Genomic DNA, 26,367 nt, shown 5'->3' with positions numbered 1-26,367 from the left:
GCGTTCAAGAAATAGTTGGTTTAAATATAAAAGGAGTTTTGTATGTCTCAAAATAAACAAGATAAAGGATTTCGTTTTTCTATTCGTAAACGTAGTGTTGGAGTATGTGGTGTTGCCATTGCAACATTTTTGCTAGGTTCTGGCCTTGTATTTCAAACAAATGTAGTAAAAGCAACAGAGCCAAGCGTTGCTGCAGTTGCTGGTGAAAATATTGCTGCTCATAAGTCTGCAAGTCAGAGTTCGACTGCTTATGGTGCAGATGCTTCTAGAGCGGTTGACGGCAATCGAGATAATGACTACGGCCATCGCTCAGTTACTCATACAGATTTTCAAGATCATTCTTGGTGGAAAGTTGATCTAGCAAAAGAAGAAGGTGTGGGAACTGTTCGTATTTACAATCGTGGAGACAGTAATGTAGGGGATCGTTTATCTAATTTTGATGTTATTTTGTTAGATAAAGATGGAAATGAAGTGGCTCGTCAACATGTAGATAGCTTAAACAATCAACCAACAGTTGATGTTCAATTCTCAGGAGTTGATGCACGATATGTAAAAATTGAATTAAATAAATCTAAAACTCCTCTTAGTTTGGCAGAAGTTGAAGTATATCGTTCTGTAAAAGAAGAAAAAGTAGTAGCAGATAAGAAAACAGAAAACAAAGTTAAAACAGAAAACGAAGCTAAAACAGATTATACTGCAGAGCTAAATAACTATTTATTTGGTTTAAATTATGATAAATTAAATATTTTGACTAGAAAAGGAGAAGCATTAGAAAATTACACTAATACAAGCACAAAACAACAAGGAAGTGAATTTGTGGTCGTAGAAAAAGTGAAGAAAAGCCTTTCTAATGGTTCGGCTGATGTTGCCATTAATGGTAACGGAGATATTTTCCTAGGTGCATTGTTTAAAGCAAATCAAGACCTTCTAGAAAATAAACCACAACAAATTAGTTTAGATCGTAGCAAAGGTAGAATTAGTGTTGATTTACCAGGAATGGTAGGTGGAGATAGCTATGTAGATGCTAATCCAACTGCAAGTGGTATGCAGGAAGGTGTAAATACCTTGTTAAATCGTTGGCATGAAAAATATGCTGGGAAGAACCCTGCTCCAGCACGTATGCAGTACGAATCAACTTCTGCTTACAGCATGAATCAATTAAAAGCAAAATTCGGAAGTGACTTTGAAAAAGTCGGTGTTAATTTGAAAATTGATTTTGATGCAGTTCACAAAGGTGAAAAACAAATTGAGGTAGTTGATTTTAAACAAGTTTACTATACTGCTAACTTTGATGCTCCAAAAAATCCATCAGATGTATTTGCTCCAGGAGTAACGGTTGATCAATTGAAAGCACGTGGAATTGATGAAAATACTCCTCCTGTATATGTATCAAGCGTATCATACGGACGTCAAATGTATGTTAAGTTTGAAACAACAAGCAAGAGTACCGAGTTGAAAGCAGCAATCAATGCTGTGATCAAAGGAGTGCCTATTAAACCAGAATCTGAATGGGCACGTGTCTTGAAGAATACAACTGTAACAGTTTCAATCGTAGGTGGAAATGCTGATGGCGCTGCACGTGTTGTGACAGGTACAGTAGAAGATTTGAAGAAATTGATTCAAGAAGGAGCTACTTTCAGTACACAAAACCCTGCTGTTCCAATTTCTTATAAGACTGCATTCTTGAAAGATAATCAAGTAGCCACAATTCAAAGTAATACAGACTACATTGAAACTAAAGTGACTTCATATAAAAATGGTTACCTCAATTTACAACATAAGGGAGCTTATATCGCTCGTTACTATGTTTACTGGGATGAAGTAACTTATGATAAGGATGGAGTTGAAAGCATTCGCTCACGTCAATGGGAAGATAATGGTAAAAACAGAACAGCAGGCTTCCAAACTGAACTTCAATTTAAAGGAAATGTACGTAATGTACGCGTGAAGATTCAAGAAAAAACAGGTCTTGCTTGGGAACCATGGCGTACAGTTTACAATCGTACAGACCTTCCTCTAGTCCAAAAACGTACAATTACTAACTCAGGTACAACAATCAGACCAAAATACGATGAAAAAGTTGAAAATAACTAATTCTCACTTGTGAAAGTAACGGCTCTTTGTCAACTGTAGTGGGTTGATGAAAAGTTATAACCTGGAGAGGACCAACTTGGTTCTCTCCTTTTTGATATTCAAAGCAATGAGGATTCTAGTTTTAAAGTTTTCAAAGTTCCGGAAGCCAAAAGCATTGCGCTTGATGACCTTAATGAGGTTATTAGTAGCCTCTAGTTTCGCGTTTGAGTAGGGCAGTTCCAGTGAGTTCATGATTTTGTCCTTGTCTTTCAAAAAGGTCTTGAAAACAGTTTGAAAAATAGGATTTACGCAATAAATCGTTTCTTCAATCAGTTCGAAGAAATGGTCTGTTTGTTTCTCTTGGAAATGAAATAGTAATAGTTGATAGAGTTCATAGTGCTCTCTAAGTTCTTGAGAGTATGCAAAGAGCTTTTCGAGAATCTCATTATTGGTCAAGTGTGAGCGAAAAGTAGGGCGATAAAAACGTTTATTACTAAATTTACGGCTATCCTGTTGAATGAGTTTCCAGTAACGTTTCAGTGCCTTATATCCGTGCGATTTGCGATCAAAACGATTCATGACTTGGATGCGAAGACGATTCATAGCTCGACTGAGATGTTGGACAATGTGAAAGCGGTCGAGAACGATTTTAGCGTTAGAAAAAAGTTTTCTGGCAATATCATAGTAGGGGCTAAACATATCCATGGTAATGACTTTCACGCGACTTCTCACCTTTCTAGAATAACGAAGAAAATGATTGCGAATGGTCACTTGAGTCCGCCCATCCAGGATAGCTACGATCTTTCTGGAATCAAAATCCTGTGCAATGAAACTCATCTTACCTTTCTTGAAGCTGTATTCATCCCAAGACATGTGAGTTGGAAGGAAAGATAAATCTGTCTTGAATTTGAATTCTTTCAATTTACGAATGACTGTCGAAGTAGAGACAGATAGACTTTCTGCGATAGCCGTCATAGGGACTTTCTCGATTAATTTTTGAGTGATTTTCTGGTTGACGATGGTCGCGATTTGGTGATTCTTTTTGACTAAAGAAGTCTCTGCAACAGCTATTTTCCCGCAGACTTTACAACGGAAACGGCGTTTTCTCAATCGAATGAGTGTCTTATAGCCTGCACACTCTAGATAAGGGATTTTAGATTCTTTCTGGAAGTCATATTTAGTCATTTGCCCTAGGCAGCGAGGGCACACAGGTGCAGTATAATCTAGCTTAGCGATGATTTCTTTATGCGTTCCAGCATCAAGATAATCCAAGATTATGATGTTCTTGTCTTTAATTCCGAGTAAGTTTGTGATAAAATTTAATTGTTCCATAAGATTCTTTCTAATGATGGTTTGGTCACTTTTCATTATAGGTCTTATGGGACTTTTTTTCTACAACAAAATAGGCTCCATAATTCCTATGGTGGTTCTACCCACTACAGAAATTATAGAGCCAAAGTAACCAGTTCTATGAGCTGGTTCTTTTTATAAGTAAAATTTTCAGAAAATTACAAATAATACTTGAATTTTTAGGAGAATAGTGTAGAATAGAACACAGAGCTTGATTAGAATAAAGGAGATTGTCATGACAGTTACGATTGATTGGGAAAATCTCGGTTTTTCCTATATGAAACTACCTTATCGTTATATCGCTAATTTTAAAAATGGACAATGGTCTCAAGGAGAATTAACAGAAGATGCAACCTTGCATATTTCAGAATCATCTCCAAGCCTTCACTATGGACAGCAAGCATTTGAAGGATTGAAAGCCTATCGTACAAAGGATGGCAGTATTCAACTCTTCCGTCCAGATGAAAATGCTAAACGACTCCAACGTACCTGTGATCGTCTTTTGATGCCACAAGTTCCAACAGAAATGTTTGTAGAGGCTTGTAAAGCCGTTGTTCGTGCAAATGAAGAATACGTACCCCCTTATGGAACTGGTGGAACTCTTTACCTTCGTCCACTCTTGATTGGTGTTGGAGATATCATTGGAGTAAAACCAGCTGAGGAGTATATTTTTACCATCTTTGCGATGCCAGTTGGAAATTACTTTAAGGGGGGATTGGTTCCAACAAACTTCTTGATTCAAGATGAGTATGACCGTGCTGCACCAAATGGAACAGGGGCTGCCAAGGTCGGTGGGAACTATGCAGCTAGTCTTTTGCCAGGAAAAATGGCTAAATCTCGTCATTTCTCAGATGTTATTTATCTTGACCCATCAACACACACTAAGATTGAAGAAGTTGGTTCAGCAAACTTCTTTGGGATTACAGCTGATAATGAGTTTGTAACGCCATTGAGTCCATCAATCTTGCCATCAATTACCAAGTACTCATTGCTTTACTTGGCAGAGCATCGTTTGGGCTTGAAACCTGTTGAGGGGGATGTGCCAATTGATAGTCTGGATCGATTTGTAGAAGCAGGTGCCTGTGGTACTGCGGCAGTTATCTCACCTATTGGGGGAATCCAACACGGTGATGACTTCCACGTTTTCTACAGTGAGACAGAGGTTGGTCCAGTGACTCGTAAACTATACGATGAATTGACAGGTATCCAATTTGGTGATATTGAAGCACCAGAAGGTTGGATTGTAAAAGTAGATTAAAAATTATTAAAGGAGATCTTTATGAAAACGAAAAAGTGGATGTTAACAGCAGGAGTGGTCCTGAGTACAGCAGTTCTTCTTGTAGCTTGTGGGAAAGCTGACAAGGAAGCAGATGCGCCTACAACTTTCTCTTATGTCTATGGAGTAGACCCATCATCTTTGGACTACAGTATCGCAACTCGTACTTCAACAACTGATATCATCGGTAACGTCGTTGATGGTTTGTTGGAAAACGATGAATATGGGAATTTGATTCCTTCCCTCGCTGAGGATTGGAGTGTCTCACAAGACGGTTTGACTTATACTTATAAACTTCGTAAAGGGGTTAAATGGTATACGTCAGAAGGTGAAGAATACGCTGAAGTAACTGCGCATGACTTTGTTACTGGATTGAAACACGTAGCAGATGGCAAATCAGACGGTGTCACTCTTATTCAAAACTCAATTAAGGGCTTGAATGAATATATGACTGGTGAGACTAACGACTTCTCAACAGTTGGAGTTAAGGCAGTGGATGATTATACTGTTGAGTACACTCTAAACGCACCTGAAACTTTCTGGAATTCCAAAGTAACTTCAGCAACTATGTTGCCAGTAAATGAAGAATTCCTCAAAGCTTCTGGTAAAAATTATGGAACGGTCAGTCCAGCTGGTATTCTTTATAACGGTCCATATATTTTGAAGACATTGACTTCAAAATCTTTAATCGAATATGAAAAGAACCCAAATTATTGGGATAAAGAGAAGGTTAAAATCGAGAAAGTTAAATTAACTTACTATGATGGATCAGACCAAGAATCCTTGATCCGTAGCTTCTCTTCGGGTGTTTACACAACAGCTCGCCTCTTCCCAAGTAGCTCAAACTTTGCTTCTACTTTGGAACAATACGGGGATAAAATTACATATAGTCCACAGGATTCAACTAGTTACTACTTTACCTTTAACGTAAACCGTCAATCTTTCAATAAGACAGCGAAAACAAGTGAAGAACAGAAAACTTCTACAAAAGAAGCAATGTTGAACAAGGACTTCCGTCAAGCCATCAACTTTGCCTTCAACCGTCATTCTTATGCTGCCCAGCTCAATGGTGAAGATGGTGCGGACAAGATTATTCGTAATAGCTTAGTGCCAGACAATTTCGTACAATCTGGTGGTAAAAACTTTGGTGATATCGCTCAAAAAGAATTGGTCAACTATGGAGACCAATGGAAAGGTGTTGAGCTCGTTGACGGAAAAGATACCATCTACAACCCTGACAAAGCCAAAGCTTCATTTGAAAAAGCTAAGAAAGAATTGGAAGCAAAAGGTGTAACCTTCCCAATTCACTTGGATGTTCCAGTTGAACAGACAGATACCATTGCCGTTCAACAAAGCAATTCCTTTAAACAATCAATCGAATCAACTCTTGGTTCAGAAAATGTCGTGATCGATGTCCTTCAGATGACTGATAACGAGAAAGAAAGCATTACATCTCAAGCGCGTGTTCCTGCTCAAAAAGACTATGACTTGAACAGTACTGGATGGGCTCCAAGCTATCAAGACCCAGCAAGTTATCTCAATATCATGGATCCTAAGACCGGTTCTGCTATGAAACACCTTGGTATTACTAAAGGAAAAGATAAGGAAGTAGTAGCTCAACTAGGTTTGGACGAATATAAGAAACTCTTGGATGATGCAGTTTCTGAGAAAAATGACTTAGATAAGAGATATGAAAAATATGCTAAAGCGCAAGCTTGGCTCACTGATAGTTCTCTCTTGATGCCAACAGCTTCATCAGGTGGTTCACCAGTTGTCAGCAACGTCGTTCCATTCTCTAAACCATACTCACAAGTAGGTATTAAGGGTGATCCATACATCTTCAAGGGAATGAAATTGCAAAAAGAGATTGTATCTGCTAAAGAATATCAAGCAGCTCTTGAAAAATGGCAAAAAGAAAAATTGGAATCAAACAATAAATACCAAAAAGAATTAGAAAGTCATGTCAAATAAAACAGACTAGTATTTTTGGAATAAAGGGGCCTATATGGAATGGATTAAACTAATAGGGATACTTATCATTGTGGTTGGTTTTATCTATAAGTTAGATACAATCGCAACGGTAGTCTTAGCTAGTTTAGTTACAGCTCTAGTTTCTGGAGTTTCTCTTGTTGAATTCTTGGAAATTTTGGGAAAAGAATTTAGTAATCAACGAGTTCTTACGATTTTTATGGTAACCTTGCCACTGGTAGGTTTATCTGAAACTTTTGGCCTCAAGCAACGTTCGATTGACTTGATTCAAAAGATTAAAGGTCTGACCGTAGGAAGTTTTTATACAGTGTATTTCTTTTTTCGGGAACTCGATAGCTTCTTTGCCATTCGTCTTGGAGGACATCCGCAGTTTGTAAGGCCTTTGGTTCAACCCATGGGACAAGCAGCAGCAGAGTTACAATTAGGTAGAAAATTAACGGAGCAGGAGAGCGAAGCGCTAAAAGCGCGTGCAGCAGCAAATGATAATTTTGCAAATTTCTTTGCTCAAAACACTTTCGTTGGTGCAGGCGGTGTCCTCTTGATAGGGGGCACACTGGACCAATTAGGTTACGAAAGTAATTATGCAGGAATTGCTTCAGCTTCGCTTATAGTTGCAGGAATTGCCCTATTTATAGTTGGGATTTACAATTACCTGTTTGATAGAAAACTGCTAGCAAATAAGGTTAGTAAAGGAAAAGATGAATGACCAATCTAGCAAGACAGTTATTAGAGTTGACCTATATTGTGATTGGTTGTCAATTCCTTCATACGGCTTATTGTAGCTATAAAGATAAAACAAACCCAGTTCGCTTTGGAACGGCTGGGTTTTGGGCTTTATTGGGCATCAGTTTTATTGGTGGTTCCTATCTACCTTCTGTCTGTATTGGAGTTATTGTAGTGCTATTGGCCCTGCTAACTCTCTTTAAACAGGTTCGTATCGGAACCTTACCGTCTCTGGATGAAGTCAAGGCAAACATTGAAGCTAAACGACTAAAGAATAAAATTTTTATTCCAGTCATGTTAATGGCTTTGATTGCTTTGGTATTAGCAAAAATGATTCCTGACTTTAGTAAGATTGCTATCAGCCTTGCAGCATTTTTTGCAACCATCTCTCTTTTATTGATTACTAAGAGTTCTCCTAAAAGCTTGTTAGCAGAAAATAATCGCATGGTTCAGCAAGTCTCAACTAGTGGGATTGTGCCTCAACTTTTAGGTGCTTTAGGGGCAATATTTACCGTAGCAGGAGTTGGAGACCTGATTTCTCACTGGATAAGCGGTCTAGTGCCTTCTGGCAGTCGTTTTATGGGTGTGGTAGCTTATGTCCTTGGGATGGTTCTATTTTCCATGATAATGGGAAATGCATTTGCTGCCTTTACTGTTATTACTGCTGGAATTGGTGTCCCCTTTGTATTTGCTTTGGGAGCTGATCCAATCATGGCTGCAGCTCTAGCAATGACGGCAGGTTGCTGTGGAACCTTATTAACTCCAATGGCGGCTAACTTTAATGCTTTACCGGCAGCTCTCCTGGATATGAAAGATCCAAATGGGGTTATCAAAGCGCAAGTAGGAGTAGCTGTTATCATGATTATCCTACATATATTTTTGATGTACTTTTTGGCATTTTAGCAAAGGAAATAAAATGAAAATATTAGTTACAGGTTTTGATCCTTTCGGTGGTGAAAAGGTCAATCCAGCTCTGGAAGCAGTTAAATCATTACCGTCTGTAATTCATGGAGCGGAGATACGCTGGGTAGAGATTCCAACAGTCTTTTATCAATCAGCAGAGGTTTTAGAAGCAGAAATTGTCCGTTATCAACCAGATGTGGTACTCTGCATCGGACAAGCAGGAGGTAGAGCGAGTTTAACTCCTGAACGAGTTGCCATCAATCAAGATGATGCAAGAATTCCAGATAACCAAGGGAATCAGCCGATTGACACTCCTATACGCCTGGACGGTCAAGCAGCCTATTTTAGCACACTACCTATTAAAGCAATGGTACAAGCCATAAAAGAGGAAGGGCTACCAGCTACAGTTTCCAATACAGCGGGAACCTTTGTTTGCAATCATCTGATGTATCAGGCTCTCTATTTAGCGGATAAAAAGTTTCCAAATATGAGAGCAGGCTTTATGCATATTCCCTATATGACAGAACAGGTGATCAATAAACCTAATACAGCATCTATGAATTTAACTGATATCGTCAGAGGTATCGAAGCTGCGATTGGTGCTATCGTAGAATATAAAGATAAGGACTTGAAAATAGTTGGTGGAGCGACCCATTAATTGACTAAAATTCAAGGAAAAAATTTCTCTAGACGATTCTAGGAACTCTTTACCAAGATTAGCTTGATAAAGAGTTTTTTCTTGCCAGTTTTTTAAATTTCTTGTACAATAGGAAGAGTGAAAAGAGGTATCGTATGAGTAAAAAAGATAAAAAAATTGAAATTCAATTAACAGACGCAACTGTTTTAGTTGGTAAGGAAAAGTATGAAGGGTATACTTTGACGATTGGTAAAAAGGTTATTGGTGAAATTGCTGAACTAGATAATCAATTTGCAATCATTAAGAATGGAAATGTCGATAGTTTTTATAAAAAACTTGAAAAAGCTGTGGAAATTTTGATTGAAAACTATAATTTAGCAAAATAAAGCTTGTTTTTTGTAAATTTTCATGATATAATAGTTTTTGTTGAACATTGGAGAGATAGCGAAGAGGCTAAACGCGGCGGACTGTAAATCCGCTCCTTCGGGTTCGGGGGTTCGAATCCCTCTCTCTCCATTTCACTTTTGGGGTATAGCCAAGCGGTAAGGCAAGGGACTTTGACTCCCTCATGCGTTGGTTCGAATCCAGCTACCCCAGTTCTTAGGTAATAAATTCAAGGATAAAAAGAAAAATATCTTAGGGTATTTTATTTTTATAATTGAAGGACGTGAACGATATAACATGTCTTTGCGGGTGCTTAGGAAAAAATTATAAGTATGTCAAGTTTAAGAAAAACTTGATTGTTGGAGGATTTTTTAGATGAACGAATTTGAAGATTTGCTAAATAGCGTTAGCCAAGTTGAGCCAGGTGATGTTGTTAGTGCTGAAGTATTGACAGTTGATGCTACTCAAGCTAACGTTGCAATCTCTGGAACTGGTGTTGAAGGTGTCTTGACTCTTCGCGAATTGACAAACGATCGCGATGCAGATATCAATGACTTTGTAAAAGTAGGTGAAGTATTGGATGTTCTTGTACTTCGTCAAGTAGTTGGTAAAGATACTGATACAGTAACATACCTTGTATCTAAAAAACGCCTTGAAGCTCGCAAAGCATGGGACAAACTTGTAGGACGTGAAGAAGAAGTTGTTACAGTTAAAGGAACTCGCGCTGTTAAGGGTGGACTTTCAGTAGAATTTGAAGGTGTACGTGGATTTATCCCAGCTTCAATGTTGGATACTCGTTTTGTACGTAACACTGAGCGTTTTGTAGGTCAAGAGTTTGATGCTAAAATCAAAGAAGTTGATCCTAAAGAAAACCGCTTCATCCTTTCACGTCGTGAAGTTGTAGAAGCAGCAACTGCAGCAGCTCGTGCTGAAGTATTTGGTAAATTGGCTGTTGGTGATGTTGTAACTGGTAAAGTTGCACGTATCACAAGCTTCGGTGCTTTCATCGACCTTGGTGGTGTTGACGGATTGGTTCACTTGACTGAATTGTCACACGAACGTAACGTTTCACCAAAATCAGTTGTAACTGTTGGTGAAGAAGTTGAAGTGAAAATCCTTGATCTTAACGAAGAAGAAGGACGTGTATCACTTTCACTTAAAGCTACAACACCTGGACCATGGGATGGCGTTGAGCAAAAATTGGCTAAAGGTGATGTTGTAGAAGGTACAGTTAAACGTTTGACTGACTTCGGTGCATTTGTTGAAGTATTGCCAGGTATCGATGGACTTGTTCACGTATCACAAATTTCACACAAACGTATTGAAAATCCAAAAGAAGCTCTTAAAGTTGGTCAAGAAGTTACTGTTAAAGTTCTTGAAGTTAACGCTGATGCAGAACGTGTATCTCTTTCTATCAAAGCTCTTGAAGAACGTCCAGCTCAAGAAGAAGGACAAAAAGAAGAAAAACGCGCTCCACGTCCACGTCGTCCAAAACGTCAAGAAAAACGTGATTTTGAACTTCCTGAAACTCAAACAGGATTCTCAATGGCTGACTTGTTCGGAGACATCGAACTTTAATCCATTAGAATTTGAATAAAATCCTTTGTTTTTAAAACAAGGGATTTTTCTTTTTTCTACTAGCATTTTTTGATATAATGGTTTTATGTTATATTCAGAAAAAGAATCACTTTATCAAATAATAAATGAACAGCTCTCTTATCTTTTAGATGGAGAGCCCAATGTGTTGGCTAATCTATCAAATGCCAGTGCTTTGTTAAAAACAAGCTTTCCCAATACTGTTTTTGCAGGTTTCTATCTATTTGATGGAAATGAACTAATCTTGGGACCCTTTCAAGGTGGAGTTTCATGTGTACGAATCGTTCTTGGAAAAGGTGTTTGTGGCGAATCGGCAGCTAGTCGTCAAACAGTGATTATTGGTGATGTAAAAACCTATCCAAACTATATTTCTTGCGATAGTAGTGCTCGTAGTGAGATTGTTGTGCCGATGGTTAAAGAGGGACATCTTCTGGGCGTTCTAGATTTAGATTCATCTCTGGTTGATGATTATGATGACTTGGATCAGAAATATCTAGAAGAGTTTGTTGCTATTTTGTTAGAGAAAACCGAATGGAATTTTTCAATGTTTGAGGAGAAAGCGTAATGTATCAGGCCCTTTATCGAAAATATAGAAGTCAAACATTTTCACAGTTAGTAGGCCAGGAAATTGTTGCAAAAACTCTGAAACAAGCTGTAGAGCAGGAAAAGATCAGTCATGCCTATCTATTTTCAGGACCTCGTGGAACTGGAAAAACCAGTGTAGCCAAAATTTTTGCCAAGGCTATGAACTGCCCTAATCAAGAGGGAGGAGAACCTTGCAATAACTGTTATATCTGTCAAGCTGTAACAGACGGTAGCTTGGAAGACGTTATCGAAATGGACGCGGCCTCGAACAATGGGGTGGATGAAATTCGTGATATCCGTGATAAATCAACCTATGCTCCAAGTATAGCTCAGTATAAGGTCTATATCATTGATGAGGTTCATATGCTTTCAACTGGAGCCTTCAATGCCCTTTTGAAAACTCTTGAAGAGCCAACTCCTAATGTTGTTTTTATCCTAGCAACGACAGAGCTTCATAAGATTCCTGCAACCATTTTGTCTCGTGTTCAACGCTTCGAGTTCAAATCTATTAGAACTCAGGATATTCGAGATCATATCTTCCATATTTTAGAGAAGGAAGGGATTGCTTATGAAACTGAAGCTGTTGAGATTATCGCTCGTAGAGCCGAAGGTGGGATGCGGGATGCTTTGTCCATTTTAGACCAAGCATTGAGCTTGACTCAAGATGCTAGATTAACAACAGCTGTTTCTGAGGAAATTACGGGGACTATTAGTCTAAGTGCTTTGGATAATTATGTGGCTGCCTTGGCACAAAAGGATGTGACTCGTGCTTTGGAAAATCTTAATTTGATTTTTGATAACGGAAAAAGCATGACACGATTTGTAACGGATTTGTTGCAGTATCTAAGAGATATTTTGATTGTCCAAACTGGTGGGGAGAATACTCACCATAGTGATCTCTTTAAGGATAACCTAGGTCTTTCACAGGCTGTTTTGTTCGAGATGATTGGAATTGCAACAAGTAGTTTATCTGATATCAAGGCTAGCTTACAGCCTAAGATTTATACTGAAATGATGACCATTCGTTTGGCAGAGATAGATTCAAAACCAACATTATCAGATGATACAAGTGGAGAATTAGCCTCGCTTAGAGAAGAAGTTGCGCGATTGAAACAGGCTCTGGCAAATGTTAACACGAGTCCTAAGCAGACCACACCGACGCCAAGTCGCCCAGTTAACAGCAAGTCAGTTTATTGCGTAGATCGCAATAAGGTTCAGTCTATTCTTCAAGAAGCTGTTGAAAATCCTGATTTAGCCCGTCAAAATCTAATCCGTCTTCAAAATGCTTGGGGAGAAGTTATTGAAAGTTTGTCAGGTCCTGATAAGGCACTTTTAGTCGGTTCTCAACCTGTTGCGGCTAATGAGCACCATGCGATTTTGGCTTTTGAATCTAACTTTAATGCTGGCCAGACCATGAAACGTGATAATCTCAACACCATGTTTGGTAGTATCCTCAGTCAAGCAGCGGGATTTTCACCAGAGATTCTTGCTATATCTATGGACGAGTGGAAAGAAGTCAGAGCTGATTTCTCAGCGAAGGCTAAATCGTCTCAAGGTCAACCCGTTAAGGAAGAAGTTGAGGAATCTGTCCTCCCTAAAGGATTTGAGTTTCTAGCGGATAAAGTAACCATTGCAGAAGATTAAAAGGATTTTGTGACTTAATACGATGAACAGACAACAATTTATAATTATGGCCTTATTTACTGCTGCCGAGACTTATTTTTTTAATGAATCCATCATGGAGCAACGGTATATCGTGGCCTTGCTTTGGGCTATTTTAATCCTAAGAAATTTTAGAGTCAGCTATATTATGGGTAAAATTGTCAACGCTATAGATGATCATTTTCGTGGAAAGAAGTAACCCTCAGCTTCTAGACAAAATTAAAGCCTTTTAGGCTTTTTTTTGTTATACTATTAAAGTATATTTATTGATATTTTATCGTTTTTTACTAGAAAACTAAGGACAATTTTCTAGCGAAAATGATAAAACGGATTGAAAAGAAAGGAATTATCATGTCAGTATTAGAGATCAAAGATCTTCACGTTGAAATCGAAGGAAAAGAAATTTTAAAAGGGGTTAACCTGACTCTTAAAACAGGAGAAATTGCCGCTATCATGGGACCAAATGGTACTGGTAAATCAACTCTTTCAGCCGCTATCATGGGAAATCCAAACTATGAAGTTACCAAAGGTGAAGTTTTGTTTGATGGTGTAAACATCCTTGAGTTGGAAGTGGACGAGCGTGCGCGTATGGGACTTTTCCTTGCAATGCAATATCCATCAGAAATTCCTGGAATTACTAACGCTGAGTTTCTTCGTGCAGCTATGAATGCTGGTAAAGAAGATGATGAGAAGATTTCAGTTCGTGAATTTATCACTAAGCTAGACGAAAAAATGGAATTGCTCAACATGAAAGAAGAAATGGCTGAGCGTTACCTTAATGAAGGATTCTCTGGTGGTGAGAAAAAACGTAATGAAATTCTACAACTCTTGATGTTGGAACCAACTTTTGCCCTTCTTGATGAGATTGACTCAGGTCTTGATATCGATGCTCTTAAAGTTGTATCTAAAGGTGTCAATGCTATGCGTGGCGAAGGCTTTGGTGCAATGATCATTACTCACTACCAACGTCTCTTGAACTATATCACTCCAGATGTAGTACACGTTATGATGGAAGGTCGTGTTGTTCTTTCTGGTGGTCCAGAATTGGCTGCACGTTTGGAACGTGAAGGATACGCAAAATTAGCTGAAGAACTTGGCTATGACTACAAGGAAGAATTGTAATTCGCTCGTATCTTTTAGGAGAAGTAAATGACTAAAGAAACTATTAAACTTTTTTCAGAAATGCATGCTGAACCAAGCTGGTTGGCTGACCTCCGTCAAAAAGCCTTTGATAAGATTGAGAGTTTAGAATTACCAGTTATTGAGCGTGTTAAATTTCACCGTTGGAATCTTGGTGATGGAACTATTACAGAAAGTGAACCGTCAGCAAATGTCCCTGATTTCACTGCTCTAGACAATCACTTGAAGTTGGTGCAGGTTGGAACTCAAACAGTTTTTGAACAAATTCCAGTTGAGTTGGCTGAACAAGGAGTGGTCTTCACAGACTTCCATTCAGCTTTAGAAGAAATTCCAGAACTCGTAGAAGAATTTTTCATGTCATCTGTTAAGTACGACGATGACAAGTTGGCAGCTTATCACACTGCTTACTTTAACAGTGGTACTGTTCTCTATATTCCTGATAATGTTGAGATTGCTGAACCAATCGAAGGGATTTTCTATCAAGATAGCGATAGCGATGTGCCGTTTAACAAGCATATCCTCATAATCGCTGGTAAGAATAGTAAGATTAGCTACCTTGAACGTCTTGAGTCACGTGGTGAAGGTAGTGCAAAGGCAACTGCCAATATCACAGTAGAAGTCATTGCACGTTCAGGCGCACAAGTGAAATTTGCAGCGATTGACCGTCTAGGTGAGAACGTCACAGCCTACATTAGCCGCCGTGGAAAATTAGGCAACGATGCAAGTATTGACTGGGCTATCGGTGTCATGAACCAAGGAAATGTTGTTGCTGACTTTGATAGTGACTTGATTGGAAATGGTAGCCATGCTGACCTGAAAGTGGTAGCTCTTTCAAGTGGCCGTCAGGTACAAGGGATTGATACCCGAGTAACTAACTATGGTTGCAACTCTATTGGTAATATCCTTCAACATGGGGTTATTCTTGAAAAAGCAACTTTGACCTTTAACGGTATCGGTCATATCATCAAGGGTGCTAAGGGAGCCGATGCGCAACAAGAAAGTCGTGTTCTCATGCTTTCAGACCAAGCACGTTCAGATGCCAACCCAATTCTCTTGATTGATGAAAATGACGTAACTGCTGGTCACGCGGCTTCTATCGGGCAAGTAGATCCAGAAGACATGTACTATCTCATGAGCCGTGGCTTGAACAAAGCAACTGCAGAACGTTTGGTTGTCCGCGGTTTCCTTGGATCCGTTATCGTTGAGATTCCAGTCAAGGAAGTTCGTGATGAAATGATTGCAACGATCGAAGAAAAATTGTCAAAACGCTAAGGGGAAGCCTATGTTAGATGTAGAAGCGATTCGCAAGGATTTTCCGATTTTAGACCAGATTGTTAATGATGAACCGTTGGTCTATTTGGACAATGCTGCGACGACACAAAAACCACTAGCAGTTCTGGAAACGATTAACCGCTATTATGAGCAGGACAATGCAAATGTTCATCGTGGGGTTCATACCTTGGCGGAGCGGGCGACAGCTTCCTATGAGGCGGCTCGTGAAACCATTCGTAAGTTTATCAATGCAGGTTCGACAAAGGAAGTTCTCTTTACCAGAGGTACCACAACTAGTCTCAACTGGGTAGCGCGCTTCGCTGAGGAAGTCTTGACTGAGGGCGACCAAGTCTTGATTTCTGTCATGGAGCACCACTCCAATATTATTCCATGGCAGGAAGCTTGTCGCAAGACCGGAGCTGAGCTTGTCTATGTCTATCTCAAGGACGGAGCTCTGGATATGGATGACCTTCGGGCTAAATTGACGGACAAGGTTAAGTTTGTCTCGTTAGCTCATGCTTCCAATGTTCTTGGAGTAGTAAACCCTATCAAAGAAATCACTCAAATGGCTCATGAAGTTGGAGCTATTATGGTGGTGGATGGTGCTCAGTCTACACCGCATATGAAGATTGATGTCCAGGACTTGGATGTGGACTTCTTTTCCTTCTCAGGTCACAAGATGGCTGGTCCGACAGGCATCGGTGTTCTTTATGGCAAAGAAAAGTATCTGGAACAAATGTCACCGGTGGAGTTTGGTGGCGAGATGATTGATTTCGTTTATGAACAATCTGCAAGCTGGAAGGAATTGCCTTGGAAATTCGAGGCTGGAACTCCTAACATGGCAGGTGCAATTGGACTTGCTGCTGCAGTAGATTATCTTGAAAATCTTGGTATGGCAGCCATTGAAGCTCATGAACAGGAATTGATTGCATATGTCTTTCCAAAATTGCAGGCAATTGAAGGACTGACTATCTATGGTTCACAAGATTTTGCTCAACGCTCAGGTGTCATTGCCTTTAATCTAGGTGATCTTCACCCTCACGACCTCGCGACTGCTCTGGATTACGAAGGAGTAGCAGTTCGGGCCGGACACCATTGCGCTCAACCTTTGCTCCAGTATTTAGAAGTTCCAGCAACAGCTCGTGCAAGTTTTTATATCTACAATACCAAGGCAGATTGTGACAAGTTAGTCGATGCATTACTAAAGACAAAGGAGTTTTTCAATGGCACTTTCTAAACTAGATAGTCTTTATATGGCAGTGGTAGCGGACCATTCGAAAAATCCCCATCATCAAGGGAAGTTGGATGATGCTGAGCAAATTAGCCTCAACAATCCGACTTGTGGGGATGTCATCAATCTCTCTGTTAAGTTTGATGCAGATGATCGTTTGGAAGATATCGCTTTTCTAAACTCTGGTTGTACGATTTCAACTGCCTCTGCTAGTATGATGACAGATGCAGTCTTAGGAAAGACCAAGCAAGAAATCCTAGAAATTGCAACCATCTTTTCTGAAATGGTGCAAGGTCAAAATGATGAGCGTCAAGATCAACTTGGAGATGCAGCTTTCTTGTCAGGAGTTGCCAAATTTCCGCAACGAATCAAATGCGCAACCCTAGCTTGGAACGCCCTTAAAAAAACAATTGAAGACCAAGAAAACTAATAAGATTTTTTAATCATAAGTAATGAAGAATGAAAGAAAGGATATTATGGCTGAAGAAAGAGTAGAACCAAAACCAATTGACCTTGGTGAATATAAATTTGGTTTCCATGATGATGTAGAGCCTGTCCTATCGACAGGAAAAGGACTCAACGAAGGTGTTATTCGTGAATTATCTGCTGCCAAGGGTGAGCCTGAGTGGATGTTAGAATTCCGTTTGAAATCTTATGAAACCTTCAAAAAAATGCCCATGCAAACCTGGGGAGCAGACTTGTCAGAGATTGATTTTGATGACTTGATCTACTACCAAAAACCTTCTGATAAACCAGCCCGTTCTTGGGATGATGTACCTGAAAAGATTAAAGAAACCTTTGAACGTATTGGGATTCCAGAAGCTGAGCGTGCCTATCTAGCTGGAGCTTCTGCCCAGTATGAGTCAGAAGTGGTTTACCACAACATGAAGGAAGAATTTGAGAAGTTAGGTATCATCTTTACAGATACGGATTCTGCCCTCAAGGAATACCCAGACTTATTTAAACAATACTTTGCGAAATTGGTACCACCGACAGATAACAAGTTAGCTGCCCTCAATTCAGCAGTGTGGTCAGGTGGAACCTTTATCTATGTACCAAAAGGTGTCAAGGTAGATATTCCACTTCAAACTTACTTCCGTATCAACAACGAAAATACTGGTCAGTTTGAACGTACCTTGATTATCGTTGATGAGGGAGCAAGTGTCCACTACGTAGAAGGATGTACAGCGCCAACTTATTCAAGCAACAGCTTGCACGCGGCCATTGTAGAAATCTTTGCTTTAGACGGAGCTTATATGCGCTATACGACCATCCAAAACTGGTCAGATAACGTTTATAACTTGGTTACAAAACGTGCTAAGGCTCAAAAAGATGCGACTGTTGAGTGGATTGATGGGAACTTGGGTGCCAAAACGACTATGAAATACCCATCAGTTTACCTAGATGGAGAAGGGGCGCGTGGTACCATGCTTTCCATTGCCTTTGCTAATGCTGGACAGCATCAGGACACTGGTGCCAAGATGATCCACAATGCACCACATACAAGCTCATCTATCGTGTCTAAGTCTATCGCTAAAGGCGGTGGTAAGGTAGACTACCGTGGACAAGTGACTTTTAATAAGAACTCTAAGAAATCTGTTTCTCACATCGAGTGTGATACTATTATCATGGATGATTTGTCAGCATCAGATACTATTCCATTTAATGAAATCCACAACTCGCAAGTTGCGCTTGAGCACGAAGCCAAGGTGTCTAAGATTTCAGAAGAACAACTCTATTATCTCATGAGTCGTGGTCTGTCAGAATCTGAAGCAACTGAAATGATTGTCATGGGATTTGTCGAGCCCTTCACCAAAGAACTTCCAATGGAATACGCAGTTGAGCTCAACCGCTTGATTAGCTACGAGATGGAAGGATCAGTCGGATAAACTTTATGAACAGAAACTGAGGCTGGGACAAAAGTCCTAGCCTCTCAATTGTCTTTGGATTGTCGAGCAAGACGCAGTGGTTGAGTGGGCTCTACTTCGCTGATTTCATCAGCTTTTACAGCCCTACTCAACTGTGCGGAGGTGGAACGACGAAATCGAATTCTAACGAATTACCGATTTCTGTCCCACTCTCAGTTTTTTTGACGAAAGATACTTATAAATATTCACAAAAAGTCTTTTGTATGGTAAAATAATACAATCACATAAAGTGGGGGATGAAATATGAATATTTTTAGAACCAAAGATGTTAGTCTAGGTAAAACGGAAATGCACCGCCATTTGAAGTTATGGGATTTAATTCTTTTGGGAATTGGTGCTATGGTGGGAACAGGTATCTTTACCATTACAGGGACTGCTGCAGCAACGCTTGCAGGTCCTGCACTTGTGGTATCTATCGTAATTTCTGCGATCTGCGTGTCCTTATCTGCTCTCTTCTTTGCAGAATTTGCTTCTCGTGTTCCTGCAACGGGTGGAGCATATAGTTATTTATATGCAATTTTGGGTGAATTCCCAGCCTGGATAGCTGGTTGGTTAACCATTATGGAATTTATGACAGCTGTTTCTGGTGTCGCTTCAGGTTGGGCGGCCTATTTTAAAGGTTTGCTTAGTAACTATGGAATCTCAATGCCGCAAGCATTAAATGGGACCTTTAATCCAGAGCAAGGGACCTATCTTGACCTCCTGCCAATTCTAGTTCTCGTCCTCGTTACGGGACTGGTCTTATTGAATTCGAAGGCTGCGCTTCGATTTAATTCCATTTTAGTAGTTTTAAAATTCTCTGCTCTTGCACTATTCATCTTAGTTGGAATCTGGTACATTAAACCTGAAAATTGGGCAGACTTTGCACCATTTGGCTTTGGTCAGATTTATGGTGGAAGCACTGGGATTATGGCAGGAGCTTCACTCATGTTCTTTGGGTTTTTAGGGTTTGAATCCATTTCAATGGCAGTTGATGAAATTCAAAGCCCCCAGAAGAATGTACCGCGTGGAATTGTTTTATCCTTAACTATTGTAACTATACTTTATGCACTAGTCACTCTAGTATTGACAGGGATTGTTCATTATAGCAACCTCAATGTAGATGATGCAGTAGCCTTCGCTTTGAGAAATATCGGTATTGGTTGGGCAGCTAACTATGTTTCACTTGTTGCGATTTTTACCTTGATTACGGTATGTATTTCAATGACCTACGCCTTGTCACGAATGATCTATAGTTTAGCCCGTGATGGACTCTTGCCTCAAAGTTTTAAAGAAGTGACCAAGACTAGTCGCGTTCCAAAGAATGCAACTATCTTAACTGGTGTTGTTTCAGCAATTGCAGCTGGGATCTTCCCACTTGCAAGTATTGCAGCCTTTCTCAATATCTGCACCTTAGCCTATCTTATTCTCCTAGCCTATGGGATCATCAAATTGAGAAAAGATAAGGGTATGCCAAAAGAGGGCGAGTTCAAAACTCCCCTGGTTCCTTTTTTACCAATCTTGTCTATTCTAATCTGCCTTTCATTTATGCTTCAGTATACCCTTGAAACATGGATGGCATTTGGAATTGCCTTGTTAATTGGAATTCTTATCTACTTTACTTATGGCTATAAACATTCAACTCTAGCTGAAAATGAATAAAGAAAAAATCGCGAAAATCGCGATTTTTTTATAACTTCTCGTTAATAAAGCGAACAAATCGATTCCACCAAACTTTTAAGAAGAAGGCTTTGTCAACATTTTTTTCTGCAACCATTTCAAAGTTAGGTTTATCAGTAGTGATGTAACCTTGCCCTACTAGATCTTTATCTTCATAAGTGAGATGGCCAACAACTGTTCCTGCTTCAAGTGGTGCAGTATGTTCGGTAGTATCAGCAGTATAGGTGATAGTTGACTGTGCACGACTGCCCAGACGTTGTACGATTTTTATATCTTCTTTGGCGACAGCTGTTACTGTATCTTCCTTTCCATCTAATACAGACGATTTACTACCTTCATAACTTTCTCCTTGTTTGACGATTGTCTGGAGAGCAAAGTTTGAGGAAATATAATCTAAAAGAGAAGAAGTAGCTGTAAAGCGTGCATAAGGATTGGTATCCTGGTTGTCAGCGTTTAAAACTACAGTGATGATACGCATTCCTTTTTCTACGGTCGTACCTACAAAGGATGCTCCAGCCTTATCAGTCGTACCAGTTTTAAGTCCATCAACACCACCACGATAGGCCGGCATTCCCTCCAACATATAGTTAGTAGAATTAATGGTCATACCAGCGAAAGTTGAAGAAGGTTTCTTAGTGATTTCTAAGACCTGAGGATACTTGAGGATAAGATTACGAGCAACAATAGCTACATCATAGGCACTTAATTTGTTTTCATCATCTTTCTTTGAACCAGGATAGATATTAGCGCCGAGAGTTTCATTGTTAAGACCAGTTGTATTAACGAGAGTAGCGTCTTGGATACCCCATTCTAGTAGTTTGGCCTTCATCATATCAACGAAGTCTTTTTCAGAGCCAGCAATTTTTTCAGCTAGGGCGATGGCCGCACTGTTAGCGCTGGATACCAGCGTAGCTTCTAGCAATTCCTCTACTGTGTAGTTACGAGCTTCCATAGGAACGTTACTTGCTTCAGAGTTGGTAGTGAGCTGGTAAGGATAATCTGAGATTTCAACAGAGGTAGAGAGTGAGATTTTTCCTTGTTCTAAAGCTTCATAAACTAGATAAACAGTGAGGATTTTACTGATAGAAGCAATTTCAACAGGTTGAGTCGCATCTTTTTCATATAAAATCTTTCCGCTGTTAACTTCTACGGCAATAGCATGTTTTGCAGCTACATCAAAATCCTGAGCAGAAACAGTGGTAGCAGAACCAAATAAAAATAATGTAATTAAGGTTAAAAATAATTTCTTCATAGTAACTTTATTCTATCACAAAGACAAAAAATATTCTTGATTTTTTGATGAAGGTTATCAATCTTTTTTGAAATGTGGTAAAATAGTGAAAAGAGGAGGTGACTTATGTTTCGAAGAAATAAATTGTTCTTCTGGACAACTGAAATTCTACTAATAACCTTAATTTTCTATCTATGGAAAGAAATGGGTGCTATTATTACACCCTTTGTCAGTGTTGCAAATATAATCATGATTCCTTTTTTACTGGGAGGATTTTTGTATTATCTAACCAACCCAATTGTTATCTTTTTAGAGAAGGAATGCAAAATCAATCGAATCATTGGGATTTTGTTAACCCTTTGTGCCTTAGTTTGTGCACTCGTACTTAGTTTTGTTTATCTGCTGCCGATTTTGATTAATCAGTTAAGTAGCTTAATTTACTCGAGTCAAAACATTTACGGTCGTCTTCAAGATTTAGTCATTGAGTTATCAAAACATCCAGCCCTGCAAAATCTAGATATCCAACAAACTATTCAGCAACTGAACCTCTCTTATGTTGATATTTTGCAAAATATTTTGAACAGTGTGACAAATAGTGTTGGAAGTGTTCTATCTGCACTCGTAAGCACTGTATTGATCATCATCATGACACCTGTTTTCTTGATTTACTTATTACTTGATGGGCATAAATTTTTACCCATGTTAGAAAGAACTGTATTAAAACGAGATAAATCGAACATATCTGGTTTATTGACAAACCTAAATACAACTATTTCTCGTTACATTAGTGGAGTGTCTATAGATGCAGTTATTATTGGATGTTTAGCTTTTATTGGTTATAGTGTGATTGGTCTAAGATACGCCTTGGTCTTCGCCATTTTTTCTGGATTGGCTAATTTGATTCCGTATGTAGGACCAAGTATTGGCTTAATTCCAATGATTATCTCTAACCTTTTTACAGATCCTCACAAAATGATTATCGCCGTCATTTATATGTTGATTATCCAGCAAGTTGATGGAAATATCTTGTATCCACGTATTGTGGGTGGGGTTATGAAGGTTCACCCGATTACTATTTTAGTCTTGCTTTTATTATCAAGTAATATTTACGGTGTGATTGGGATGATTGTTGCTGTTCCAACCTATTCCATTTTAAAAGAGATTGCTAAATTCTTAGCGCGACTGTATGAAAATCATAAGGAAGCACAAGAAGTTGAAAAGCATCTATCAGAATAAAGATGTCGGGATAAAAATCCCGACCTTTTTTTGATCAATGTATCTTGGGCGCTGTGGTTGATCAAACTTTTTATTGGTTTCTCTTATGATAAAACTTTAATTTTTTCAATACACAACTTTTTACAAACAACTGAATGATTGAAGTCTTTCGGGGCTGGAAATAGGAAATTCAGACTTGGATTATCGATTTATGGTCTATCGCCTTTTGCTAAAATAAGCCTATTTATAGATATTTTAAATAAATTGGTAGAGGAAGTAGAGTGAGAATAAGAATAATTCACAAAAACTTTGTAAAACACTTGCAATTTAGCTGAAATTTGATAAAATAGTAAGGAAAGTTAGACTGTATTGCCTACTGTCTATCTATAAAATATATTTTATTGGAGGCTTTTACTCAAATGGCAAAAGAAAAATACGATCGTAGTAAACCACACGTTAACATTGGTACTATCGGACACGTTGACCACGGTAAAACTACCCTAACTGCAGCTATCACAACTGTTTTGGCACGTCGCTTGCCTTCAGCAGTTAACCAACCTAAAGACTATGCGTCTATCGATGCTGCTCCAGAAGAACGCGAACGCGGTATCACAATCAACACTGCGCACGTTGAGTACGAAACTGAAAAACGTCACTACGCTCACATCGACGCTCCAGGACACGCGGACTACGTTAAAAACATGATCACTGGTGCCGCTCAAATGGACGGAGCTATCCTTGTAGTAGCTTCAACTGACGGACCAATGCCACAAACTCGTGAGCACATCCTTCTTTCACGTCAGGTTGGTGTTAAACACCTTATCGTCTTCATGAACAAGATCGACTTGGTTGACGACGAAGAATTGCTTGAATTGGTTGAAATGGAAATCCGTGACCTTCTTTCAGAATACGACTTCCCAGGTGACGATCTTCCAGTTATCCAAGGTTCAGCTCTTAAAGCTCTTGAAGGTGACTCTAAATACGAAGACATCATCATGGAATTGATGAACACTGTTGATGAGTACATTCCAGAACCAGAACGTGACACTGACAAACCATTGCTTCTTCCAGTCGAAGACGTATTCTCAATCACTGGACGTGGTACAGTTGCTTCAGGACGTATCGACCGTGGTACTGTTCGTGTCAACGACGAAATCGAAATCGTTGGTATCAAAGAAGAAACTAAAAAAGCAGTTGTTACTGGTGTTGAAATGTTCCGTAAACAACTTGACGAAGGTCTTGCAGGAGACAACGTAGGTGTCCTTCTTCGTGGTGTTCAACGTGACGAAATCGAACGTGGACAAGTTATCGCTAAACCAGGTTCAATCAACCCACACACTAAATTCAAAGGTGAAGTTTACATCCTTACTAAAGAAGAAGGTGGACGTCACACTCCATTCTTCAACAACTACCGTCCACAATTCTACTTCCGTACTACTGACGTTACAGGTTCAATCGAACTTCCAGCAGGTACTGAAATGGTAATGCCAGGTGATAACGTGACAATCGACGTTGAGTTGATCCACCCAATCGCCGTAGAACAAGGTACTACATTCTCTATCCGTGAGGGTGGACGTACTGTTGGTTCAGGTATGGTTACAGAAATCGAAGCTTAATTCGATTTAGTTCCCAGAAGAACAATTATTTAAGTCAGACACTAAAAGAATCTTGCTATGCAGGGTTCTTTTTTTCAAATAAAAAGATAGACCTGGTAAAGTCCAGATCTATCTAATGAGTCACTTGGCCCCCATTTGCATTAGAACGAGTTTGATATATAGATTTAGCATTCAAATGAGAGACATTAATTTTTATGATCAAAAGATTATTTTTTCAACCCTTTGAAAGTCATAATGCAACCAGAAAAGATACTGAGAGTTCCTATAGGTCTCCAATATAGTTGCCAAAAGAATAAATTTATCCTTTCTTTCAGTGTCGCATAGGGTTCGGCATAATAAGGGTTGATGTGAAATAATAAAAAACCAAAACATAAAACTATGATTCCAGTTAGGAATAAAATGTCCTTATTTACTTTCCTCATAAAACCTCCTTTTATTTAATTTAAATTGCTTTCTATTGTTAGTATACGTCAAAAAAAGAAAAAAACAAGTCTATTTATATATTTTTTTATATGGTATAATAGAATAGTTGGAGAGTTTTTCTATAGTTTTAAAATGCTGCTATAAAACACCTCATATTTTGCAAAATAAAAATCTGTCGTTCAAATAAGAGCAATGGAAAAGTGAACTGCATCCCAAAACTTAGATTTTTTCTGTCTGACTTTTGAGGTGCAGTTCATTTATCTACTACAAAATGTTATAAAACATTTATTTGAAGGAGCCCCTTTTTTACAATTTCATAAAATCATGGTAAAATGGTTAAATATTAAATTTGGAGAAAAATATGAAGTACAAGCGTATCGTATTTAAAGTGGGAACTTCATCCTTGACACATAAAGATGGAAGTTTATCTCGCAGCAAAGTAAAAGCTATCACACAGCAGCTTGCAATGCTGCATGAAGCAGGTCATGAGCTGATTTTGGTGTCTTCTGGGGCTGTTGCGGCAGGTTTTGGAGCCTTGGGATTTAAGAAACGACCCACAAAGATTGCGGATAAGCAGGCTTCAGCGGCGGTTGGTCAAGGATTGCTTCTGGAAGAATATACAACAAATTTGCTCTTAAGACAGATTGTTTCAGCGCAAATCTTGCTAACTCAGGCTGATTTTGTCGATAAACGACGTTATAAAAATGCCCATCAAGCTTTGTCAGTCCTGCTTAATCGTGGTGCGATTCCTATTATCAACGAAAATGACAGTGTCGTTATTGATGAGTTAAAGGTCGGGGATAATGATACACTCAGTGCCCAGGTTGCAGCAATGGTTCAGGCAGATCTTTTGGTCCTCTTAACGGATGTAGACGGTCTTTATACTGGGAATCCCAACTCAGATCCAAAGGCTAAACGTCTGGAGAGAATTGAGAACATCAATCGTGAAATTATCGATATGGCAGGTGGAGCAGGATCTTCAAATGGAACTGGTGGCATGCTAACTAAGATAAAGGCAGCGACCATTGCAACTGAGTCAGGAGTGCCAGTTTATATTTGTTCATCCTTGAAAGCTGATGCTATGATAGAGGCGGCAGAAAAGACCAAGGATGGTTCCTATTTTGTTGCACAGGAGAAGGTGCTTCGTACCCAGAAACAGTGGTTGGCATTTTATGCCAAAAGTCAGGGAGCTATTTGGGTTGATAAGGGGGCTGCAGAAGCCCTCTCTCAACATGGTAAAAGTCTACTTTTATCAGGTGTTGTAGATGTTGAGAGCAACTTTTCTTATGGCGATATTGTTACAGTTTTTGATAAGGAAACTGGAAAATCACTTGGAAAAGGTAGAGTACAGCTAGGAGCATCGGGGCTTAAAGATGTCCTTCGTTCTCAAAAGGCTAAGGGAGTTCTGATTCACCGTGACGACTGGATTTCCATTACTCCTGAAATCCAATTACTCTTTACAGAATTTTAGAGG

Annotated in this window: 22 protein-coding genes and 2 tRNA genes; 22 read left to right on the top strand and 2 right to left on the bottom strand. The window is 39.2% G+C overall.

Features of this window, described 5'->3' with window-relative positions:
• Nucleotides 1–42: 42 nt before the first annotated feature.
• A complete protein-coding gene (locus tag QM928_RS00685; RefSeq protein ID WP_414294226.1) occupies nt 43–2,094 on the top strand; it encodes a thiol-activated cytolysin family protein in 2,052 nt (683 codons plus the stop codon).
• Nucleotides 2,095–2,148: 54 nt separating this feature from the next.
• On the opposite strand, the gene QM928_RS00680 is transcribed toward QM928_RS00685, so the two are convergent.
• Nucleotides 2,149–3,405 carry an ISL3 family transposase gene (locus QM928_RS00680; RefSeq protein ID WP_414294225.1) on the bottom strand — a complete coding sequence of 419 codons (1,257 nt, stop codon included), beginning with the start codon at nt 3,403–3,405 and terminating at the stop codon, nt 2,149–2,151.
• A 253-nt stretch (nt 3,406–3,658) separates the two neighbouring features.
• Here QM928_RS00680 and QM928_RS00675 point away from each other — a divergent pair, with 253 nt between their 5' ends.
• From QM928_RS00675 to QM928_RS00590, 18 genes are all read left to right on the top strand, one after another.
• Entirely contained in the window at nt 3,659–4,681 is a 1,023-nt protein-coding gene (locus QM928_RS00675; protein ID WP_000219010.1) for a branched-chain amino acid aminotransferase, read from the top strand.
• 21 nt (nt 4,682–4,702) lie between these two features.
• Entirely contained in the window at nt 4,703–6,670 is a 1,968-nt protein-coding gene (locus tag QM928_RS00670) for a peptide ABC transporter substrate-binding protein (RefSeq protein ID WP_414273361.1), read from the top strand.
• 34 nt (nt 6,671–6,704) lie between these two features.
• Nucleotides 6,705–7,394 (top strand): DUF969 domain-containing protein, encoded by a 690-nt coding sequence (locus QM928_RS00665; RefSeq protein WP_414273362.1) that lies wholly within the window; start codon nt 6,705–6,707, stop codon nt 7,392–7,394.
• On the top strand, nt 7,391–8,314 hold the full coding sequence (locus QM928_RS00660) for a DUF979 domain-containing protein (RefSeq protein WP_414294224.1): 924 nt from the start codon (nt 7,391–7,393) through the stop codon (nt 8,312–8,314). Before QM928_RS00665 ends, QM928_RS00660 begins: the two co-directional genes overlap by 4 nt.
• Before the next feature lie 13 nt (nt 8,315–8,327).
• Complete coding sequence (gene pcp / locus QM928_RS00655) at nt 8,328–8,972, top strand: pyroglutamyl-peptidase I (RefSeq protein WP_075231264.1); 645 nt, start codon at nt 8,328–8,330, stop codon at nt 8,970–8,972.
• A 134-nt stretch (nt 8,973–9,106) separates the two neighbouring features.
• Nucleotides 9,107–9,337 (top strand): DUF2969 domain-containing protein, encoded by a 231-nt coding sequence (locus QM928_RS00650; RefSeq protein ID WP_000037108.1) that lies wholly within the window; start codon nt 9,107–9,109, stop codon nt 9,335–9,337.
• A gap of 49 nt (nt 9,338–9,386) precedes the next feature.
• Nucleotides 9,387–9,467, top strand: a tRNA-Tyr gene (locus QM928_RS00645).
• A 9-nt stretch (nt 9,468–9,476) separates the two neighbouring features.
• Nucleotides 9,477–9,548: transfer RNA gene (locus QM928_RS00640), tRNA-Gln, on the top strand.
• A gap of 162 nt (nt 9,549–9,710) precedes the next feature.
• On the top strand, nt 9,711–10,913 hold the full coding sequence (gene rpsA, locus QM928_RS00635; RefSeq protein WP_001001618.1) for a 30S ribosomal protein S1: 1,203 nt from the start codon (nt 9,711–9,713) through the stop codon (nt 10,911–10,913).
• An 85-nt stretch (nt 10,914–10,998) separates the two neighbouring features.
• Nucleotides 10,999–11,496, top strand: a complete 498-nt coding sequence (locus QM928_RS00630; protein WP_414294223.1) for a GAF domain-containing protein — start codon at nt 10,999–11,001, stop codon at nt 11,494–11,496.
• A complete protein-coding gene (dnaX, locus tag QM928_RS00625) occupies nt 11,496–13,160 on the top strand; it encodes a DNA polymerase III subunit gamma/tau (protein WP_414294222.1) in 1,665 nt (554 codons plus the stop codon). Before QM928_RS00630 ends, dnaX begins: the two co-directional genes overlap by 1 nt.
• Before the next feature lie 22 nt (nt 13,161–13,182).
• A complete protein-coding gene (locus QM928_RS00620; RefSeq protein ID WP_001081607.1) occupies nt 13,183–13,377 on the top strand; it encodes a DUF3272 family protein in 195 nt (64 codons plus the stop codon).
• 152 nt (nt 13,378–13,529) lie between these two features.
• A complete protein-coding gene (gene sufC / locus QM928_RS00615; protein WP_000114489.1) occupies nt 13,530–14,300 on the top strand; it encodes a Fe-S cluster assembly ATPase SufC in 771 nt (256 codons plus the stop codon).
• 27 nt (nt 14,301–14,327) lie between these two features.
• Nucleotides 14,328–15,590 (top strand): Fe-S cluster assembly protein SufD, encoded by a 1,263-nt coding sequence (gene sufD, locus QM928_RS00610; RefSeq protein ID WP_414294221.1) that lies wholly within the window; start codon nt 14,328–14,330, stop codon nt 15,588–15,590.
• 10 nt (nt 15,591–15,600) lie between these two features.
• Complete coding sequence (locus QM928_RS00605; RefSeq protein WP_414294220.1) at nt 15,601–16,827, top strand: cysteine desulfurase; 1,227 nt, start codon at nt 15,601–15,603, stop codon at nt 16,825–16,827.
• The gene (sufU, locus tag QM928_RS00600; protein WP_414294219.1) at nt 16,814–17,251 is read left to right on the top strand and encodes a Fe-S cluster assembly sulfur transfer protein SufU; all 438 of its coding nucleotides are present in this window, start codon (nt 16,814–16,816) and stop codon (nt 17,249–17,251) included. The genes QM928_RS00605 and sufU overlap by 14 nt, the downstream gene beginning before the upstream one ends.
• Nucleotides 17,252–17,297: 46 nt before the next feature.
• Complete coding sequence (gene sufB / locus QM928_RS00595) at nt 17,298–18,710, top strand: Fe-S cluster assembly protein SufB (protein WP_049549257.1); 1,413 nt, start codon at nt 17,298–17,300, stop codon at nt 18,708–18,710.
• Nucleotides 18,711–18,992: 282 nt separating this feature from the next.
• Nucleotides 18,993–20,390 (top strand): APC family permease, encoded by a 1,398-nt coding sequence (locus QM928_RS00590; RefSeq protein WP_075231257.1) that lies wholly within the window; start codon nt 18,993–18,995, stop codon nt 20,388–20,390.
• Nucleotides 20,391–20,418: 28 nt separating this feature from the next.
• Here QM928_RS00590 and pbp3 read toward each other — a convergent pair whose 3' ends face one another.
• The gene (pbp3, locus tag QM928_RS00585) at nt 20,419–21,660 is read right to left on the bottom strand and encodes a D-alanyl-D-alanine carboxypeptidase PBP3 (RefSeq protein WP_414294218.1); all 1,242 of its coding nucleotides are present in this window, start codon (nt 21,658–21,660) and stop codon (nt 20,419–20,421) included.
• Between the two features lie 105 nt (nt 21,661–21,765).
• On the opposite strand from pbp3, the gene QM928_RS00580 reads away from it, so the two are divergent.
• The 3 genes from QM928_RS00580 to proB all read left to right on the top strand — a co-directional run bounded on the left by QM928_RS00580 (nt 21,766) and on the right by proB (nt 26,364).
• Complete coding sequence (locus QM928_RS00580; protein WP_414294217.1) at nt 21,766–22,875, top strand: AI-2E family transporter; 1,110 nt, start codon at nt 21,766–21,768, stop codon at nt 22,873–22,875.
• Nucleotides 22,876–23,273: 398 nt separating this feature from the next.
• Complete coding sequence (gene tuf, locus QM928_RS00575) at nt 23,274–24,470, top strand: elongation factor Tu (RefSeq protein ID WP_001040718.1); 1,197 nt, start codon at nt 23,274–23,276, stop codon at nt 24,468–24,470.
• Nucleotides 24,471–25,254: 784 nt separating this feature from the next.
• Nucleotides 25,255–26,364, top strand: coding sequence for a glutamate 5-kinase (proB, locus tag QM928_RS00570; protein WP_248034899.1), 1,110 nt, complete (start codon nt 25,255–25,257; stop codon nt 26,362–26,364).
• The last annotated feature ends 3 nt before the right edge of the window (nt 26,365–26,367 follow it).

The sequence above is a fragment of the Streptococcus infantis genome, assembly GCF_047460405.1.
Taxonomy (GTDB): domain Bacteria; phylum Bacillota; class Bacilli; order Lactobacillales; family Streptococcaceae; genus Streptococcus; species Streptococcus infantis_Q.
Note: the sequence above shows the minus strand (reverse complement) of the source record. Positions and strands in the feature narration are given on the sequence as shown.

What these genes read in the sequence shown, in the direction of transcription:
- QM928_RS00685 (WP_414294226.1), top strand. Translation starts at nt 43, where the DNA reads ATGTCTCAAAATAAACAAGATAAAGGATTTCGTTTTTCTATTCGTAAA.
- QM928_RS00680 (WP_414294225.1), bottom strand. Translation starts at nt 3,405, where the DNA reads ATGGAACAATTAAATTTTATCACAAACTTACTCGGAATTAAAGACAAG.
- QM928_RS00675 (WP_000219010.1), top strand. Translation starts at nt 3,659, where the DNA reads ATGACAGTTACGATTGATTGGGAAAATCTCGGTTTTTCCTATATGAAA.
- QM928_RS00670 (WP_414273361.1), top strand. Translation starts at nt 4,703, where the DNA reads ATGAAAACGAAAAAGTGGATGTTAACAGCAGGAGTGGTCCTGAGTACA.
- QM928_RS00665 (WP_414273362.1), top strand. Translation starts at nt 6,705, where the DNA reads ATGGAATGGATTAAACTAATAGGGATACTTATCATTGTGGTTGGTTTT.
- QM928_RS00660 (WP_414294224.1), top strand. Translation starts at nt 7,391, where the DNA reads ATGACCAATCTAGCAAGACAGTTATTAGAGTTGACCTATATTGTGATT.
- pcp (WP_075231264.1), top strand. Translation starts at nt 8,328, where the DNA reads ATGAAAATATTAGTTACAGGTTTTGATCCTTTCGGTGGTGAAAAGGTC.
- QM928_RS00650 (WP_000037108.1), top strand. Translation starts at nt 9,107, where the DNA reads ATGAGTAAAAAAGATAAAAAAATTGAAATTCAATTAACAGACGCAACT.
- rpsA (WP_001001618.1), top strand. Translation starts at nt 9,711, where the DNA reads ATGAACGAATTTGAAGATTTGCTAAATAGCGTTAGCCAAGTTGAGCCA.
- QM928_RS00630 (WP_414294223.1), top strand. Translation starts at nt 10,999, where the DNA reads ATGTTATATTCAGAAAAAGAATCACTTTATCAAATAATAAATGAACAG.
- dnaX (WP_414294222.1), top strand. Translation starts at nt 11,496, where the DNA reads ATGTATCAGGCCCTTTATCGAAAATATAGAAGTCAAACATTTTCACAG.
- QM928_RS00620 (WP_001081607.1), top strand. Translation starts at nt 13,183, where the DNA reads ATGAACAGACAACAATTTATAATTATGGCCTTATTTACTGCTGCCGAG.
- sufC (WP_000114489.1), top strand. Translation starts at nt 13,530, where the DNA reads ATGTCAGTATTAGAGATCAAAGATCTTCACGTTGAAATCGAAGGAAAA.
- sufD (WP_414294221.1), top strand. Translation starts at nt 14,328, where the DNA reads ATGACTAAAGAAACTATTAAACTTTTTTCAGAAATGCATGCTGAACCA.
- QM928_RS00605 (WP_414294220.1), top strand. Translation starts at nt 15,601, where the DNA reads ATGTTAGATGTAGAAGCGATTCGCAAGGATTTTCCGATTTTAGACCAG.
- sufU (WP_414294219.1), top strand. Translation starts at nt 16,814, where the DNA reads ATGGCACTTTCTAAACTAGATAGTCTTTATATGGCAGTGGTAGCGGAC.
- sufB (WP_049549257.1), top strand. Translation starts at nt 17,298, where the DNA reads ATGGCTGAAGAAAGAGTAGAACCAAAACCAATTGACCTTGGTGAATAT.
- QM928_RS00590 (WP_075231257.1), top strand. Translation starts at nt 18,993, where the DNA reads ATGAATATTTTTAGAACCAAAGATGTTAGTCTAGGTAAAACGGAAATG.
- pbp3 (WP_414294218.1), bottom strand. Translation starts at nt 21,660, where the DNA reads ATGAAGAAATTATTTTTAACCTTAATTACATTATTTTTATTTGGTTCT.
- QM928_RS00580 (WP_414294217.1), top strand. Translation starts at nt 21,766, where the DNA reads ATGTTTCGAAGAAATAAATTGTTCTTCTGGACAACTGAAATTCTACTA.
- tuf (WP_001040718.1), top strand. Translation starts at nt 23,274, where the DNA reads ATGGCAAAAGAAAAATACGATCGTAGTAAACCACACGTTAACATTGGT.
- proB (WP_248034899.1), top strand. Translation starts at nt 25,255, where the DNA reads ATGAAGTACAAGCGTATCGTATTTAAAGTGGGAACTTCATCCTTGACA.